Origin of the sequence: Streptomyces violaceorubidus (assembly GCF_000717995.1) — a bacterium.
In the GTDB taxonomy this organism is placed as follows: domain Bacteria; phylum Actinomycetota; class Actinomycetes; order Streptomycetales; family Streptomycetaceae; genus Streptomyces; species Streptomyces violaceorubidus.
Window position 1 is genome coordinate 33,207 of sequence record NZ_JODM01000012.1, and the last position, 15,773, is coordinate 48,979.

Below are 15,773 nucleotides of genomic sequence, written 5' to 3' on the forward strand. Positions count from 1 at the left end.
GGCGCCTACAGGGCCTGCGCGGCCGGCTTCACCATGCCGCGGACCGTGCGGGACTTGACGAAGTCGCCCATGGCCGTCATCTCCCACTCGCCGGAGTACTGGCGGATCAGCTTCGCCATCATCACGCCGGTCTGCGGCTCGGCGCTGGTGAGGTCGAAGCGGACCAGCTCCTCGCCGCTCGCGGCGTCGATGAGGCGGCAGTACGCCTTGGCGACCTCGGTGAACTTCTGGCCCGAGAACGAGTTCACCGTGAAGACCAGGCCGCTGACCTCCTGCGGGAGCCGCCCGAGGTCCACGACGATCACCTCGTCGTCACCGCCACCCTCTCCGGTCAGGTTGTCGCCGGAGTGCTTGATCGCGCCGTTCACGATCGAGAGCTTGCCGAAGTAGCAGCTGTCGATGTGGTTGCGCTGGGGGCCGTAGGCGATGACGGACGCGTCCAGGTCGATGTCCTTGCCGCGGTACGCCGGCTCCCAGCCGAGGCCCATCTTGACCTGGGAGAGGACCGGTCGGCCACCCTTGACGAGGGACACCGTCTGGTTCTTCTGGAGGCTGACCCGGCCCTTGTCGAGGTTGATCTTGCCGGTGCCCGGGGCGGGCGCGGGCGGTGCGGCGGGCGGTGCGGGCGGCGCGGCGGGCATCGTGGGCGCCGCGGCGGGCGGGGGCGGGGGCGTGGCCGTCCGGGGCTGCGGCGCGGCCGCCGGCTGGACCGGGGCCGCCGGTTCCTCCACCGTGACGCCGAAGTCGGTCGCGATGCCCGCCAGGCCGTTGGCGTAGCCCTGGCCCACGGCGCGGGCCTTCCAGGCGCCGTTGCGCAGGTAGACCTCGACGATCACCAGGGCGGTCTCGGTGCCGAGCTGCGGGGGCGTGAAGCTGGCGAGCACGGAGTTGTCGTCCGCGTTGCGGATGGTGGCGGTCGGCTCGATGCCCTGGAAGGTCTGGCCGGCGGCGTCCGGGCTGGCGGTGACGACGATCTTCTCGATGCCCGGCGGGACGGCGGTGGTGTCCACCACGATCGCGTCCGGGGCCGCACCGCCGCCGGAGCGGTAGGTCACGCCCTGGCCGGTGGGCTGGTTGTAGAAGATGAAGTCGTCGTCGGAGCGCACCTTGCCGTCGGCGGTGAGCAGCAGGCCCGATACGTCGAGCCGCACGGGCGCGGCGACGTCCACCGTCACGCGGGCGGCGGAGAGGGGGATGTTCGAGCCGGGGGTCATAGCTGTCATGCCGGGTGAACGAGCGGGGGCGTTTTACCGTTCCCTTACCCGGGAGCCAATTGGGTCGAGGGCGGGTGGGGCGGCGGTCTCGGGGCTCTGGCCCCCGCCGCCCCCGCCCGTTTCCCGTTACGGCACGACCACGATCTTGCGGCCCACGCCCGCCGCGAACTGCTCCAGGGCCTGGGGGTAGCGGGCCAGTTCGACGCGGTCGCTGATGAAGACGTCCGGGTCGAGGACGCCGTTCGCGAACAGCTCCGCCGCGCGCTCGTAGCTGTGGAGGACCGCCATGGAGCCGGTGATGGTGATCTCCTGGTTGTAGATGCGGTACGGGTCGATCTGGACGCGCGTCGCGTAGTCGGCGACGCCGAACTGGAGGAAGGTGCCGGCCTTGGCCACCCGGTCCAGGCCGTCCTGGATCGCCGCCGCGTTGCCGGTGGCGTCGATGACCAGGTCCCAGCCCTGGGGGCGGTCCAGCTCGTCGGGGGTGGCGGCCGAGGCCGAGACGCCGAGGCCGCGGGCCGTCTCCAGGCGGGCCGGGTTGAGGTCGACCATGTCGACGCTGGCCGCGCCGGTGCGCTTGGCCAGCTCCAGCATCATCAGGCCCATGGTGCCGGAGCCGTAGATCAGGACGTGGGCGCCGAGTCGGGACTGGAGGACGTCGTAGCCGCGGACGGCGCAGGAGAGCGGCTCGATCAGGGCCGCGTCCTGGGTGCGGACGTGCTCGGGGAGCTTCACGCAGTTCGCGACCGGCGCCACCGCGTACTGGGCCGCGCCGCCCGCCGTCGTCACGCCGATGGCCGCCCAGCGTTCGCAGAGGTTGTTGTGACCGGTGCGGCAGTAGCGGCACTCGTAGCAGTAGAGGGAGGGGTCGACGGCCACCTGGTCGCCGACCGCCACCTCCGTGACCTGGGCGCCGACGCCGACCACCGCGCCCGCGAACTCGTGACCCGGCACGATCGGGAGCTTGGGCGCGAACTCGCCCTGGAGGATGTGCAGGTCGGTGCCGCACAGGCCGCAGGCGGCGACCTCGACGACGACCTCGCGCGGCCCTGGCGTCGGGTCGGGGACCTCGGTGACGACGGCGCGGCCCACGGACTCGATGACGGCGGCCTTCATTTCACGGCTCCCAACGACAGGCCCTGGACCAGTTTGTCCTGGGCGGCGAACCCCGCGGCGAGCACCGGCAGGGAGATGACGAGCGACGCGGCGCACACCTTGGCCAGGAAGAGGCCCTGGCTGGTGATGAAGCCGGTCAGGAAGACGGGGGCGGTCTCGGCTACCACGCCCGTCAGGACCCGGGCGAAGAGCAGCTCGTTCCAGCTGAAGATGAAGCAGATGAGCGACGTGGCGGCGATGCCCGGGAGGGCGATGGGGGCCACGACCCGGACCAGGATCGTGGGGAGCTTCGCGCCGTCCATCCGGGCCGCCTCGATGATGGCGACCGGGACCTCGGCCAGGAAGGACTGCATCATCCAGACCGCGATCGGCAGGTTCATCGAGGTGTAGAGGACGACCAGCAGCCAGATGTTGTCCAGCATGTCGGTGTTCTTGGCGAACAGGTAGATCGGCAGCAGGCCCGCGACCACCGGAAGCATCTTGGTGGAGAGGAAGAAGAACAGGACGTCGGTCCACTTCTTCACCGGACGGATGGACAGGGCGTAGGCGGCGGGCAGGGCCAGGACCAGGACGAAGAGGGTCGAGGCGATCGACGCCACCGCCGAGTTGACGAGGGCGGGCCAGGGGCTGGCCCCGCCGCCCGCGCCGAAGAACTCGCGGTAGCCGTCCAGTGTCAGCGACGCCGCGAAGGACGGCGGGTTGGTGGCCGCGTCGGACTCGGAGTGGAAGGAGGTCAGCGCCATCCAGGCGATGGGCAGGAAGAAGACGATCCCGACCAGCCAGGCCACGAGGCCGAGGCCGGCACCGGCCCTGCGGCGGGTGTGGGCGGGCTTGGCGTCGGTGACGACGGAGCGTACGGCGGTGGCGGTCATGCGCGGCCGGCCTCCTCGCGGAACAGGGACGACACCACGCGCAGCGCGAAGGTGGCGATGACGATCGAGCCGATGACGACCAGGACGCCCGCGGCCGAGGCGAGGCCGTTCTCGTGGGCCTGGTAGAAGCTCTGGTAGACGGTGTAGGGCAGGTTGGCCGTGCCCAGGCCGCCGGAGGTGAGGGTGAAGACCGCGTCGAAGTTCTGGACGATGTAGATCGAGCCGAGCAGGGCGCCGAGTTCCAGGTAGCGGCGCAGGTGGGGGAGGGTGAGGTGGACGAAGATCTGCCAGTCGCCCGCGCCGTCCACCCGGGCGGCCTCGATCTGCTGCTGGTCCCGGCTCTGCAGTCCGGCCAGCAGGATGAGCATCATGAACGGCGTCCACTGCCACACCAGTGAGGCCTCGACCGCGAGCAGCGGGGTGTTCGAGATCCAGTCCGGCTGGGGTCCGCCGACGTAGTGCAACAGCCCGTTGAGCAGGCCGTATTCGGGGTTGTAGAGGACGTGCTTCCAGAGCAGGGCCGCCGCCACCGGGACCACCAGGAACGGGGCGATCAGGAGGGTGCGGACCACGCCGCGGCCCTTGAACCTGCGGTCGAGGAGCAGGGCGAGGACCAGCCCGAGGACCAGGCTGGCCAGGACGACCGCCACGGTGAGCAGGATCGTCGTCCACACCGACTTGCGCAGGGCCGGGTCGCTCAGGACGTCGCCGTAGTTGGCGAAGCCGGTGAAGTGGCGGGCGTCGGGGTAGAGGGCGTTCCAGTCGAAGAAGGAGATCACCAGGGTCGCCACGAAGGGCAGCTGGGTGACCACGACCATGAAGACCAGGGCGGGGAGGAGGGGCGCGCGGGTGGCCCAGGCGCGCAGCCGGTTGGACGGCGGGCGGACGGTGGGGCGGGTGTGTTCGGGTGCGGCCGAGGGGGCCGTGGTGGTGGCGGTCATCGTCCCTCGTACTCCTCGGAGATCTTCTCGGCGAGCTGCTGGGACTTCTTCAGGGCCTCCTCGACGGACTGGCGTCCGGCGATGGCCGCGCTGATCTCCTGGGAGACCTTGGTACCGAGGTCGGTGAACTCGGGGATGCCGACGAACTGGATGCCGGGCGCGGGCCGCGGCTGCACGCCGGGATCCTTGGGCCGGGCGCCCTCGATGGCCTTCCTGGTCATCTCCTGGAAGGCGGCGGCCTCCTTCACGTAGGCCGGGTTCCCGTACGTCGAGGCGCGCTTGCCGGCCGGGACGTTGGACCAGCCGATCTCGTCGCCGACCAGCTGCTCGTACTCCTTGCTGGACGCCCAGGAGAGGAACTTCCAGGCCTTGTCGGCGTTGCGCGAGGCCTTCTGGATGCCCCAGGCCCAGGTGTAGAGCCAGCCGGAGGAGTCCGTCTTCTCCACCGGGGCGGGCGCGTAGCCGACCTTGCCCTTGACCGGGGACCCGGCGGCGTCCAGGGAGCCGGCCGCGGAGGTGGCGTCGTACCACATGGCCACCTTGCCCTGGGTCATGTTGTTCAGGCACTCGGCGAAGCCGGACTGGGCGGCGCCGGACTCGCCGTGCTCGCGGACCAGGTCGACGTAGAACTTCGTCGCCCGCTGCCACTCGGGGGAGTCGAGCCGGGCCTGCCAGTCCTGGTCGAACCAGGTGCCGCCGAAGGTGTTCACGACCGTCGTCAGGGGTGCCATCAGCTCGCCCCAGCCGGGCAGTCCGCGCAGGCAGATGCCCTTCATCCCGGGTTCGGACCCGTCGAGCTTCTCGGCGAAGCCGGCCACCTCGGTCCAGGTGGGGTGTTCGGGCATCTCGAGGCCCGCCTTGGCGAACAGGTCCTTGCGGTACATCAGGAAGGACGACTCGCCGTAGAAGGGCTGGCCGTAGAGCTTGCCGTCCTCGGCGGTGAGGGACTCGCGCATCGGGCCGAGGACGTCCTGCTCGTCGTAGGCCGGGTCCTTGGCGACGTAGGAGTCCATCTCGTGCAGCCAGTCGTTGCGGGCGTAGATCGGTATCTCGTAGTTGGAGAGGGTGGCGGCGTCGTACTGGCCGGCCTGGTTGGCGAAGTCCTGGCTGATCTTGTCGCGGACGTCGTTCTCCGGCAGGACGGTGAAGTTCACCTTGATGCCGGTGTCCTTGGTGAAGTGGTCGGCGGTGAGCTTCTGCAACTCGACCATCTGCGGGTTGTTGACCATCAGGACGTTGATGGCGTTGCCGCCGGATCCGGCGCCGCCCGCCCCGACCCAGCAGCCGGTGAGCAGCGGGGCGAGCAGCGTCCCTGCGGCGGCCAGGGCGAGAGTCGCTCGCGGCCTCCGTCGGCTCTGGGTTCGCATGGATCGCTCCTGAACGTATGGGGAGGTATAGGGAGATACAGGGCATTGAAGGGTGTGGACGTGCCCGTGCGGGACGGGGCCGGGTGGTGCTCAGACGCGGATGACCTGGGGGCCGAGCAGTGAGTAGCGGTGGGCCTCGGCCGAGGGCAGCAGGGTGCTGGTGACGATGGCCTCCAGGGCGCCCACCTCCGCGAAGCGGCAGAAGCTCACCGCCCCGAACTTGGTGTGCGCGCCGACGAACACCGTGCGGCGGGCGGCCCGGACGGCCTGCGCCTTGACCTCGCTGACCGCGGGGTCGGGGGTGGTGAGGCCGTGCTCGCGGGAGATGCCGTTGGCGCCGATGTAGGCCAGGTCGACGACGAAGCCGGCCAGCATCTTCGTCGTCCAGTGGTCGACGGTGGCCAGGGTGCCCGAGCGGACCCGGCCGCCGAGCAGCAGGACGGAGGTGTCACCGGCCTCCGCGAGGGCGCCGGCGACCGGCAGGGACGCGGTGACCACGGTCAGCGGCCGGTCCCGGGGCAGGGCCTCGGCGATGAGCTGGGGGGTGAAGCCCTCGTCGACGAAGACCGTCTCCGCGTCGCCGAGCAGTTCCACGGCCGCGGACGCGATCCGGCGCTTCTCGGGCACGTGGCTGGTGGCGCGGAAGGCGAGCGTGGTCTCGAACCCGGCGCTCTCCACCGGGTAGGCGCCGCCGTGGGTGCGGCGGACCAGCCCGTGGTCCTCCAGGGCGCGCAGGTCCCGTCGTACGGTCTCCTTGGCGACGCCCAGTTCGGCGGCGAGCGCGGTGACGTCGACCGAGCCGGTGGCGCGGGCCACGCGCACGATCTCGTGCCGGCGTTCTTCCGTCGTCCTTGTACCCGTGCTCATGCCGAACACCCGCCTCACCGCCTCGTCGCCGCGCGCCTGCCCGTTCGGGCCCGGGTGGCCCTTGGGGGAAGTTCTACAGCGGCCGCGCGGCACTGACCAGGTCTGTTGCGGATCCGATGCTGCCCGGGTGTGCCCGTTTGCGGTGCCGGGTGCCCGTCTCGGACCTGGGGCGGAGCGCGGGGCGGGGTGAGAACGGGCAGCGCGGATGCCCGCATGGGGAAGCGGACGGGCCCGTTCGGTGCCCGTCCGCTTCCTCGGTGGTTCTCGCGGGGTCGTCTTCCGGTCAGTTGGGCCAGATCGGGGGGTCGGTCACGAAGTGGCCGCCCAGGCGGGCGTGCGCCGGGTTGTCCGGGTCCAGTTCGCCCTGCTCGGCGAGGAGCTTGTCGGCGTACGGCTCGGAGTCGTCCCGGGGTTCGTAACCGAGCGCCCGTGCGGAGGTCAGGTCCCACCACAGGCGGGTGTTGGCGGAGGAGCCGTGGACGACGGTGTGCCCGACGTTCTCGGCGGTGAGGGCCGCGTGGAAGAGGCGGGCGCCGTCCGCGGGGCTCATCCACACCGAGAGCATGCGCACGCTGGTCGGCTCGGGGAAGCAGGAGCCGATGCGGACGGAGACGGTCTCGATGCCGTGCTTGTCCCAGTAGAGCTGGGCCAGGTCCTCGCCGAAGCACTTGGACAGGCCGTAGAAGGTGTCCGGGCGGCGCGGCGTGTCGACGGGGATGAGGGGGTCCTCGCCCTGCGGCCGGGGGGTGTAGCCGACGGCGTGGTTGGAGGAGGCGAAGACGATGCGGCCGACGCCCTCCTCGCGGGCGGCCTCGTACAGGTTGTACGTGCCCTCGATGTTGGCCTTCAGGATCTTGTCGAAAGAGGCTTCCAGGGAGATGCCCGCGAGGTGGATGATCGCGTCGACGCCCCGGACGGCCTCGCGCAGGGCGTCCCGGTCGGCGAGGTCGGCGACGATCGCGTCCGGCTCGCCCTCGACGGGGCGCAGGTCGAGCAGGCGCAGTGCGTAGCCGTGGTCGGGGAGCAGTGCCCGCATCAGGGTGCCGAGGCCGCCGGCGGCGCCGGTGAGCAGGACGGTGCGGGGAGCGGGCATCCTCGGGACTCCTAGGTCGGTCTGTCGTAGTGGCGGACGCGTGGGTGCGTGCCGGTGTGTGCCTCACGTTCAGATGCGTGGACACGCTAAGGAGCGCGTGGTCGGGCGTCAAGAGGGCGCCTGCTTGACGGTGTTAGCGGGGCGGCTTAGCGTGGTCGCGTTCAGAAATGTAGACGAAGGTCATAGATATGGAATGGGGAGCGCTTGTGACCTCAGCCCCTCTCGCCGCTCGGCTCACCGTGCCCAGCGGCCCGCTGTTCTTCCCCGTCACGGCGTACGGACCCGACGGCGGACTCGACCTGGACGTCTACCGCACCCATGTGCGCCGCGGGGTCGAGGCGGGTGCCGCCGCCGTGTTCGCCTGCTGCGGCACCGGCGAGTTCCACGCGCTGACCCCGGAGGAGTTCGCGGCCTGCGTCCGCGCGGCCGTCGAGGAGAGCGCGGGCCGGGTGCCCGTGCTGGCGGGCGCGGGCTACGGCACCGCCCTCGCCGTGCGCTACGCCCGCCTCGCCGAGGAGGCCGGCGCCGACGGGCTGCTCGCCATGCCGCCCTACCTGGTGCTCGCCGGGCAGGAGGGACTGGTGCGGCACTACCGGGAGGTGGCGGCCGCGACCGCGCTGCCCGTGATCGTCTACCAGCGCGACAACGCCGTCTTCACCCCCGGGAGCGTCGTCGAACTGGCCCGCACGGACGGCATCGTCGGCCTCAAGGACGGGCTCGGCGACCTCGACCTCATGCAGCGGACCGTCAGCGCGGTGCGCACGGAACTGCCCGGCGAGGAGTTCCTGTACTTCAACGGACTGCCGACCGCCGAGCAGACCCAGCTCGCCTACCGCGCGCTCGGCGTCACCCTCTACTCGTCCGCCGTGTTCTGCTTCGCCCCCGAGATCGCCCTCGCCTTCCACCGGGCGCTGCGCGAGGGCGACGAGCCCACCGTGCACCGTCTGCTGGACGGCTTCTACCGGCCCTTCGTCGACCTGCGCGCCCGGGGCCGCGGGTACGCCGTCGCCCTGGTCAAGGCGGGCGTGCGGCTGCGGGGCCTGGACGTGGGGGAGGTGCGGACGCCGCTGGAGGAGCCGGCCGAGGAGCACGTGAAGCAGCTCGCGCGGATCGTCGAGCGGGGTCAGGCGCTGCTGCGGGAAGGGGCCGGCCGGTGAAGACCTCGGCGTTCCTCTACCCCTGGGACGTGTGCGGCGACCCGGACGCCCCCGCCCGCGTCGCGGAGCTCGGCGTGGCGCAGGTGACGCTCGCCGCCGCCTACCACTCCACCCGCGCCCTCACCCCGCGCCACCCGCGCCACCGCGTGGTCACCGCCGAGTACGCCGCCGTCCTCTACCCGCCGGACGCCGCCCGCTGGGAGGGTCGCAGCCCGCGCCCGTACGAGGCGGGCGACTGGGCGCCCGGCGACGCGTACGGCGAGGCCGCCGCCGCCCTCGCGGACGCGGGCCTGGAGGTGCACACCTGGGTCGTCCTCGCCCACAACTCCCGCCTCGGCGCCGAGCACCCGCACACCTGCGTGGTCAACGCCTACGGCGACCGCTACCCCTGGGCGCCCTGCATCGCGCAGCCCGCCACGCGCGCCTACCTCACCGACCTGGCCGCCGAGGCGGCGGTGCGGCCCGGGGCGCACGGCACGGAACTGGAGTCACTGGGCTGGTACGGGCTCGCCCACCTGCACGCCCACGACAAGACGGCCGGGGTGGCCCTCGGGGACGCCGGGCAGTACCTGATGTCGCTGTGCTTCTGCCCCGCCTGCCGGGCGGGCTACGCCGCCCAGGGCCTGGACGCCGACCCGCTCGCCGCCGCCGTGCGCACCGCCCTCGAACCGGTGTGGCGGGGCGCGGCGCCCTCGGACGGGGGCTGGGCGGGCGTGGAGAAGCTCCTCGGAGCGGCACCGGCGAACGCCACACGGGCGTGGCGCGAGGACCGGGCCCGCACGCTCCAGGAGGCGGCGGTCTCGGCGGTCCGCGCCGCCGCGCCCGACGGCTTCCAGGTCCTGCTGCACGCCGACCCGGTCTCCCACCACTGCGGCGCCAACGCCGGGGTCGACCCCGCGCACATCCTCTCCGTCGCGGACGGCGTGGTCGTGCCCTGCACGGGCGGCGCGGGCCTGCTGACGCCCTTCGCCGAACAGGCCGCCGACGGCACCGTCCTCGCCGCCAACCTCACGGTGGTCTCCGGCATGGGCGGCAGCCCCCGCACCCTCGCCGCCGACGCCGCCCGCGCCCGGGACCTCGGGGCGAACGAACTGCGCCTGTACCACGCCGGATTGGCCTCGGACGGGGATCTGGAGGAGGTGCGGGCGGGGCTCACGTCCCTCGCGTAGGGTGCGGACGACGGCGTCCGGGGCCGGCCGGGGCCGGACGCCCTCGTCGCGCTCTTCGGAGGGGATGCCCATGGAACTCGCCCAGGTCCGCCTTCTGGTCACCGACTTCCCCCGCTGCTACCGCTACTACCGGGACGTCCTGGGGCTGAAGCCGCAGCTCGAGGCGGAGGACGGCCCGTACGCGAAGTTCACCCCCGACGGCGGCACCGCGGGCATCGCCCTTCAGGACCGCGCGCAGCTGGCCCAGGTGCTGGGCGGACTCGCCGACGAGCCGGCCGGCCACCGGTCCCTCGTCGTCCTGCGCGTGGACGACCTGGACCGCGCTTGCGAGGAGGTCACCGCGCGGGGAGCCGAACTCGTCCACGGCCCGGCCCCCATGACGGACCGCATGCGTGTCGCCCACCTCGTGGACCCGGCGGGCAACCTCGTCGAGCTCCAGGAGTGGCTGGTCCTACGCGGCTGACGGCGTGGGCCCCTCCGTCGCACTCCGCGCGGGCACCAGCACCGCCGCGGTCCCCAGCAGCACCGCCCCCACGGCCGGCAGCAGCAGGCGCGGGCCGATCGGCTCCACCAGGGCCGCGCCCGCGGCGAGTCCGAGCACGTTGGGCGTGAGGACCAGGGAGGTGGCCGTCGCCGAGACCCGGCCGAGCAGCGGCCCCGGGGTCTCGTGCTGCACGGCGGTCAGGGCGGCGATCAGCACCGTCGGCAGCCCCGCGCCGATCGCCGCACCGGAGGCCAGGGCCACCGCGTCGTACCGTGCCGCCCGCGCCGCCACCGCCACGCCGAACAGGGCGATCCCCGCGGCGGCGAAGCGCCGCCCGCCCAGGCGCCGGATCGCCGGTCCGGCGAGCAGCCCCACCGCCACCGACCCGGCGCCCTGGACCGCGTACAGCGCACCGGCGTACGCGGGGGAGTGCCCGAGGGCGTCCACGACGGCGTAGACGGTGGCGCCGTTGACGCCCGCGCACAGCATCGTGACGCCGCCCGCGAGGACGAGCGGGCGCAGGCCGGGATGGCCCCGCAGATACCGGGCCCCCTCGGCCGTGCGGCGCCGCCAACTCGCCGTGGGGCGCTCCGGTGGCGCCTCCCGGACCCGCAGGGCGGCGTACACGCCGGTGGCCAGCACGAAGGTCACCGCGTCCAGCAGCGCCACGCCCGGTCCGCCGTACGCCGCGTACAGCCCCGCCCCGGCCAAGGGCGCCACCAGCTTCATGCCCTCGTTGGCGGTCGTGCGCAGGCCGTTGAAGTCGCCGAGCAGCCCCGGGGCGACGGCTGCGGCGACCAGCGCCGACTCGGCCGCGTCGTGGACGACGCCCGCCGCGCCGTACACGAGGAGCACCGCGAAGAGCAGCCAGAGCGTGTCCCGTGAGTCCACGGCGAAGAGCGTGAGCAGCAGGCAGGCCATCAGCAGGCCGGTGGCGATCAGCAGCGGCCTGCGGCGGACGCGGTCCGCCAGGGTGCCCAGCGCCGGGCCCGCGAGCGTCGGTGCCCACATCGCGAGCACGCACAGCGCCGCCAGCCCGTCCGAGCCGGTCAGGTCCTTCACCCACACGCCGGCCGCCAGCCACAGCGCCGAGGTGCCGAAGCCGGACACCACCACCCCGGCGAGACACAGGCCCGCGTCGCGGTCGCGCAGGACGCGCACCACGGGCCAGGGTCCGTCCGGACCTGCGGATCTCCTCGTTCCTGCCTTCGTCATACCTGGTCAGCGTGGGCCTAAGGCCCCGGCGCGGGCATCGGGCAGGTGACCTAGTGCCGGGCCCCGCGGCCGATGAGTTTCCCGGCTGCGACGAGTCCACCCCCGAGAAGAGCCGGCCACGCACGACCCGAGGAGCAGCCGATGACCGCCGACACCACGACCTTCGACCTGGGACCGCAGACGCGGATCCTCACCCGCCTCGCCGACGGCGTGCGCGACGACCGGCTCGCGGACCCGACGCCCTGCCCGGACCTGGCGGTGCGCAACCTGCTCGGCCACCTGACCGGTCTCGCCGTCGCCTTCCGCGACGCCGCCCGCAAGGACCTGGGGCCCACCACGGACACCAGCCCCGAGGCGTCCGTGCCGGACATCGGCCCCGGCTGGCGCGAGCAACTCGCCGCCGCGCTCGGGGAACTCGCCGAGGCGTGGCGCGACCCCGGGGCGTGGACCGGCGCGACCCGGGCCGGTGGCATCGACCTGCCCGGCGCGGTCGCCGGTGCCGTCGTCGCCGACGAACTGGTGATCCACGGCTGGGACCTGGCCCGCGCCACCGGCCAGGAGTACACCCCCGACCCGGCCGCGCTGCGGGCGGCGCACGCGCTGCTGGCCGCCGCCGCGGCGGAGTCCGAGCGGGACCAGGGCATGTTCGGGCCGGTCGTCGCCGTGCCCGCCGACGCACCGCTGCTGGAGCGCACCGTGGGGCTCAGCGGACGCGACCCGGGCTGGTCCCGCACCGCGTAACGAACATCCGCCGAACCCGACTTCCTTTGTCAGAAGCATTGACGCCGCCGCGCGCCCCTCTTACCTTCAACGCGTCGTACTCCGTACGTCATATATGAGACGCGATACGCGAGATCTGATGTCAGAGATCTGTCGCGCATCCGACGCGAGATTCCGAGAGGCGCGCATGACCTCTGTGCCCACGCCGATCCCCTCCCGCACGCAGTACGTGCTGGAGGAGATCAAACGCCGCATCCTCACCGGCCGGCTGACGCCCGGCCAGGCCCTGGTCGAGACCGACCTCGCCGCACAGTTCGGGGTGTCCAAGACGCCGGTGCGCGAGGCGCTCAAGACGCTGGCCGGTACCGGACTGGTCGTGATGAGCCAGTACAAGGGCGTCACGGTGCGCATGGTGGACGCGGACATGGCGCGCGAGGTCTACGACGTCCGGCTGCTCCTCGAGCCCGAGGCGCTCAAGCGCGCCGTGCGCCGCGGTGCCTCCCTGGACGCCGCCCGGGACGCGCTCACCCAGGCCGAACGGGCCACGGACACGGCCGAACGGTCGCTGGCCAACCGCGAGTTCCACCGCGCCCTGTACCTGCCCTGCGGCAACCCGCTGCTCGGCCGGATGCTCGACGAGGTCCGCGACCAGGCGGCCCTCGTCTCCGCGGTCGCCTGGGCCGCCGACCCCTCCTGGGAGCGGGAGGCCGGCGAGCACCAGGAGATCCTGCGCCTCGCCCTCGCCGGTGACGCGGACGGTGCCGGCCGCGCCCTGCACGCGCACATCGCGTCCTTCGTCGAGCGGGCCTTCCCCGAAGCGGGGAGCGCGGCCCAGGAAGAGGACGGTCAGGCATGACAGCGACGTTCGAGACCCAGCGGGCGGCCCTGGCCGACGTGGTGGCGATCCCGGTGACCCCGTTCGCCGAGGACGGCACCGTCGACCCCGCCACCTACCGGGCACTGCTGCGTCGTCTCCTCGACGGTGGCATCACGACCCTCACCCCCAACGGCAACACCGGCGAGTTCTACGCCCTCTCCCCGGCCGAGCGCCGCCTGGTCACCGAGCTGACGATCGAGGAGACCGGCGAGCGCGCGGACATCCTGGTCGGCGTGGGCCACGACGTGCCGACCGCGGTCGCCTCCGCCCGGCACGCCCGCGACCTGGGCGCCACCATGGTGATGGTCCACCAGCCCGTACACCCCTACGTCTCCCAGGGCGGCTGGGTCGACTACCACCGCGCCGTCGCCGAGGCCGTGCCGGAGCTGGGCGTCGTCCCCTACATCCGCAACGCCCAGCTCACCGGCGCCCGCCTCGCCGACCTCGCCGACGCCTGCCCCAACGTGATCGGCGTGAAGTACGCCGTCCCCGACGCCGCCAAGTTCGCGGCGTTCGCCCGCGACGCCGGCCTCGACCGCTTCGTCTGGGTGGCGGGGCTCGCCGAGCCGTACGCCCCCTCGTACTTCAGCGCGGGCGCCACCGGCTTCACCTCGGGGCTGGTGAACGTCGCCCCGGCCGTCTCGCTGAACATGATCGAAGCGCTGCGCTCCGGCGACTACCCGGCCGCCATGAAGGTCTGGGAGCAGATCCGCCGCTTCGAGGAACTGCGCGCCGCCAACGGCTCCGCCAACAACGTCACCGTGGTCAAGGAGGCCCTCGCCTCGCTGGGCCTGTGCCGCCGGGAGGTGCGCCCGCCGAGCAAGCCGCTGCCCGAGGGCGAGCGCGCCGAGGTCGCCGCCATCGCCGCGGGGTGGTCGATATGACCGACAGGAGGTCCCCGGAGGAGCTGCGCAGCCACCAGTGGTACGGCACGGACGGCCTGCGCTCCTTCAGCCACCGCGCCCGGACCCGGCAGCTCGGCTACCTGCCCGAGGAGCACCTCGGCAAGCCCGTCATCGCGATCCTCAACACCTGGTCCGACATCAACCCCTGCCACGTCCACCTGCGCGACCGCGCCCAGGCGGTCAAGCGGGGGGTCTGGCAGGCGGGCGGGTTCCCGCTGGAGTTCCCGGTCTCCACGCTCAGCGAGACCTTCCAGAAGCCGACCCCGATGCTCTACCGCAACCTCCTCGCCATGGAGACCGAGGAACTGCTGCGCTCCTACCCGGTCGACGGCGCCGTGCTGATGGGCGGCTGCGACAAGTCCACGCCCGCCCTGCTGATGGGCGCCGCCACGGTGGACCTGCCCGCCGTCTTCGTCCCCGCCGGGCCCATGCTCCCCGGGCACTGGCGCGGCCAGACCCTCGGCTCCGGCACCGACATGTGGAAGTACTGGGACGACAAGCGGGCCGGCCTCATCGGCGACTGCGAGATGCAGGAACTGGAGAGCGGTCTGGCCCGCTCGCCGGGCCACTGCATGACGATGGGCACCGCCTCCACGCTGACCGCCGCCGCCGAGGCCCTCGGCGTCACCGTCCCGGGCGCCTCCAGCATCCCGGCCGTCGACTCCGGGCACGACCGGATGGCCGCCGCCGCCGGAATGCGCATCGTCGAACTGGTCCACCGCGACCGGAAGCTGAGCGACGTCCTCACCGCCGACGCCTTCGAGGACGCCGTCACCACTGTGCTCGGACTCGGCGGCTCCACCAACGCCGTGATCCACCTGATCGCGATGGCGGGCCGCGCGGGCGTCACCCTCACCCTCGACGACTTCGACCGCATCGCCCGCACCGTCCCGGTGCTGGCCAACGTCCGCCCCGGCGGACAGACGTACCTGATGGAGGACTTCCACTTCGCCGGCGGCCTGCCCGGCTTCCTCTCGCGCATCACCGACCTGCTCCACCTGGACCGGCCCACCATCTCGCACGACACCCTGCGCGAGCAGTTGGCGGGCGCCCGCGTCCACCACGACGAGGTCATCAGGCCCCGGGACAACCCGGTCGCGGCCGAGGGCGGGGTCGCCGTCCTGCGCGGCAACCTCTGCCCGGACGGCGCCGTCATCAAGCACATCGCCGCCGAGCCGCACCTGCTCAAGCACACCGGTCCCGCCGTCGTCTTCGACGACTACAGGACCATGCAGCGCACCATCAACGACCCGGACCTGGGCATCACCGCCGACAGCGTGCTCGTGCTGCGGGGCGCCGGGCCCAAGGGCGGCCCGGGCATGCCCGAGTACGGGATGCTGCCCCTCCCCGACCACCTGCTCAAGGAGGGCGTGCGGGACATGGTCCGGATCTCCGACGCGCGGATGAGCGGCACCAGTTACGGCGCGTGCGTGCTGCACGTGGCCCCCGAGTCGTACGTCGGCGGACCGCTCGCCCTCGTCCGGACCGGCGACCCGATCACCCTCGACGTCGAGGCCCGCACCCTGCACCTGGGCGTGGACGACGAGGAGCTGGAGCGCCGCAGGGCCGCCTGGACCCCGCCGCCCGCCCGCTACGAACGGGGCTACGGCGCGCTCTACAACGAACAGATCACCCAGGCCGACACCGGCTGCGACTTCGAGTTCCTGGCCCGCCCGGGCAAGGTGCGGGACCCCTACGCGGGCTGAGCCCGCCGACGGCGGGACCCGGCACGCCCCTGCCCATCGAGAAAGCGCTTCCCATCGGCGCTTCCCACCA

The 15,773-nt window shown here is 72.8% G+C and carries 15 protein-coding genes; 7 read left to right on the plus strand and 8 right to left on the minus strand.

Annotated elements, in window-relative coordinates; all coding sequences use genetic code 11:
* Positions 1–5: 5 nt before the first annotated feature.
* From IE94_RS0116825 to IE94_RS0116855, 7 genes are all read right to left on the minus strand, one after another.
* Positions 6–1,214, minus strand: coding sequence for a TerD family protein (locus IE94_RS0116825; RefSeq protein WP_030184670.1), 1,209 nt, complete (start codon positions 1,212–1,214; stop codon positions 6–8).
* A 126-nt stretch (positions 1,215–1,340) separates the two neighbouring features.
* Positions 1,341–2,330 (minus strand): zinc-dependent alcohol dehydrogenase family protein, encoded by a 990-nt coding sequence (locus tag IE94_RS0116830; protein WP_030184674.1) that lies wholly within the window; start codon positions 2,328–2,330, stop codon positions 1,341–1,343.
* Positions 2,327–3,202 carry a carbohydrate ABC transporter permease gene (locus IE94_RS0116835; protein ID WP_030184682.1) on the minus strand — a complete coding sequence of 292 codons (876 nt, stop codon included), beginning with the start codon at positions 3,200–3,202 and terminating at the stop codon, positions 2,327–2,329. Before IE94_RS0116835 ends, IE94_RS0116830 begins: the two co-directional genes overlap by 4 nt.
* Positions 3,199–4,143 carry a carbohydrate ABC transporter permease gene (locus tag IE94_RS0116840; protein ID WP_030184685.1) on the minus strand — a complete coding sequence of 315 codons (945 nt, stop codon included), beginning with the start codon at positions 4,141–4,143 and terminating at the stop codon, positions 3,199–3,201. Before IE94_RS0116840 ends, IE94_RS0116835 begins: the two co-directional genes overlap by 4 nt.
* The gene (locus IE94_RS0116845; RefSeq protein WP_030184688.1) at positions 4,140–5,510 is read right to left on the minus strand and encodes an ABC transporter substrate-binding protein; all 1,371 of its coding nucleotides are present in this window, start codon (positions 5,508–5,510) and stop codon (positions 4,140–4,142) included. The genes IE94_RS0116840 and IE94_RS0116845 overlap by 4 nt, the downstream gene beginning before the upstream one ends.
* 90 nt (positions 5,511–5,600) lie before the next feature.
* On the minus strand, positions 5,601–6,377 hold the full coding sequence (locus IE94_RS0116850) for a DeoR/GlpR family DNA-binding transcription regulator (protein ID WP_030184691.1): 777 nt from the start codon (positions 6,375–6,377) through the stop codon (positions 5,601–5,603).
* 283 nt (positions 6,378–6,660) lie between these two features.
* Positions 6,661–7,470: an NAD-dependent epimerase/dehydratase family protein gene (locus tag IE94_RS0116855; protein ID WP_030184693.1), complete on the minus strand. Its 810-nt coding sequence runs from the start codon at positions 7,468–7,470 to the stop codon at positions 6,661–6,663.
* Positions 7,471–7,676: 206 nt separating this feature from the next.
* On the opposite strand from IE94_RS0116855, the gene IE94_RS0116860 reads away from it, so the two are divergent.
* The 3 genes from IE94_RS0116860 (at position 7,677) to IE94_RS0116870 (ending at position 10,259) form a co-directional block, all read left to right on the plus strand.
* Positions 7,677–8,627 carry a 5-dehydro-4-deoxyglucarate dehydratase gene (locus IE94_RS0116860; RefSeq protein ID WP_030184696.1) on the plus strand — a complete coding sequence of 317 codons (951 nt, stop codon included), beginning with the start codon at positions 7,677–7,679 and terminating at the stop codon, positions 8,625–8,627.
* A complete protein-coding gene (locus IE94_RS0116865) occupies positions 8,624–9,796 on the plus strand; it encodes a hypothetical protein (RefSeq protein ID WP_030184699.1) in 1,173 nt (390 codons plus the stop codon). Before IE94_RS0116860 ends, IE94_RS0116865 begins: the two co-directional genes overlap by 4 nt.
* Positions 9,797–9,866: 70 nt before the next feature.
* Positions 9,867–10,259: a VOC family protein gene (locus IE94_RS0116870; RefSeq protein ID WP_030184702.1), complete on the plus strand. Its 393-nt coding sequence runs from the start codon at positions 9,867–9,869 to the stop codon at positions 10,257–10,259.
* On the opposite strand, the gene IE94_RS0116875 is transcribed toward IE94_RS0116870, so the two are convergent.
* On the minus strand, positions 10,248–11,495 hold the full coding sequence (locus IE94_RS0116875) for an MFS transporter (RefSeq protein WP_037922840.1): 1,248 nt from the start codon (positions 11,493–11,495) through the stop codon (positions 10,248–10,250). The genes IE94_RS0116870 and IE94_RS0116875 overlap by 12 nt on opposite strands.
* A gap of 141 nt (positions 11,496–11,636) precedes the next feature.
* Between IE94_RS0116875 and IE94_RS0116880 the strand changes: the two genes are divergently transcribed.
* The 4 genes from IE94_RS0116880 to araD all read left to right on the plus strand — a co-directional run bounded on the left by IE94_RS0116880 (position 11,637) and on the right by araD (position 15,703).
* Positions 11,637–12,236, plus strand: a complete 600-nt coding sequence (locus tag IE94_RS0116880) for a TIGR03086 family metal-binding protein (RefSeq protein ID WP_030184706.1) — start codon at positions 11,637–11,639, stop codon at positions 12,234–12,236.
* A 166-nt stretch (positions 12,237–12,402) separates the two neighbouring features.
* The gene (locus IE94_RS0116885; RefSeq protein WP_030184708.1) at positions 12,403–13,071 is read left to right on the plus strand and encodes a GntR family transcriptional regulator; all 669 of its coding nucleotides are present in this window, start codon (positions 12,403–12,405) and stop codon (positions 13,069–13,071) included.
* Positions 13,068–13,976, plus strand: coding sequence for a dihydrodipicolinate synthase family protein (locus tag IE94_RS0116890; RefSeq protein ID WP_030184710.1), 909 nt, complete (start codon positions 13,068–13,070; stop codon positions 13,974–13,976). Before IE94_RS0116885 ends, IE94_RS0116890 begins: the two co-directional genes overlap by 4 nt.
* The gene (araD, locus tag IE94_RS0116895) at positions 13,973–15,703 is read left to right on the plus strand and encodes an L-arabinonate dehydratase (RefSeq protein WP_030184712.1); all 1,731 of its coding nucleotides are present in this window, start codon (positions 13,973–13,975) and stop codon (positions 15,701–15,703) included. The genes IE94_RS0116890 and araD overlap by 4 nt, the downstream gene beginning before the upstream one ends.
* Positions 15,704–15,773: the final 70 nt, after the last annotated feature.

Excerpts from the sequence above, each read along its gene's own strand:
- IE94_RS0116825 (WP_030184670.1), bottom strand. The coding sequence starts at position 1,214 with ATGACCCCCGGCTCGAACATCCCCCTCTCCGCCGCCCGCGTGACGGTG.
- araD (WP_030184712.1), top strand. The coding sequence starts at position 13,973 with ATGACCGACAGGAGGTCCCCGGAGGAGCTGCGCAGCCACCAGTGGTAC.
- IE94_RS0116855 (WP_030184693.1), bottom strand. The coding sequence starts at position 7,470 with ATGCCCGCTCCCCGCACCGTCCTGCTCACCGGCGCCGCCGGCGGCCTC.
- IE94_RS0116835 (WP_030184682.1), bottom strand. The coding sequence starts at position 3,202 with ATGACCGCCACCGCCGTACGCTCCGTCGTCACCGACGCCAAGCCCGCC.
- IE94_RS0116875 (WP_037922840.1), bottom strand. The coding sequence starts at position 11,495 with ATGACGAAGGCAGGAACGAGGAGATCCGCAGGTCCGGACGGACCCTGG.
- IE94_RS0116845 (WP_030184688.1), bottom strand. The coding sequence starts at position 5,510 with ATGCGAACCCAGAGCCGACGGAGGCCGCGAGCGACTCTCGCCCTGGCC.
- IE94_RS0116840 (WP_030184685.1), bottom strand. The coding sequence starts at position 4,143 with ATGACCGCCACCACCACGGCCCCCTCGGCCGCACCCGAACACACCCGC.
- IE94_RS0116890 (WP_030184710.1), top strand. The coding sequence starts at position 13,068 with ATGACAGCGACGTTCGAGACCCAGCGGGCGGCCCTGGCCGACGTGGTG.
- IE94_RS0116870 (WP_030184702.1), top strand. The coding sequence starts at position 9,867 with ATGGAACTCGCCCAGGTCCGCCTTCTGGTCACCGACTTCCCCCGCTGC.
- IE94_RS0116880 (WP_030184706.1), top strand. The coding sequence starts at position 11,637 with ATGACCGCCGACACCACGACCTTCGACCTGGGACCGCAGACGCGGATC.
- IE94_RS0116830 (WP_030184674.1), bottom strand. The coding sequence starts at position 2,330 with ATGAAGGCCGCCGTCATCGAGTCCGTGGGCCGCGCCGTCGTCACCGAG.
- IE94_RS0116850 (WP_030184691.1), bottom strand. The coding sequence starts at position 6,377 with ATGAGCACGGGTACAAGGACGACGGAAGAACGCCGGCACGAGATCGTG.
- IE94_RS0116885 (WP_030184708.1), top strand. The coding sequence starts at position 12,403 with ATGACCTCTGTGCCCACGCCGATCCCCTCCCGCACGCAGTACGTGCTG.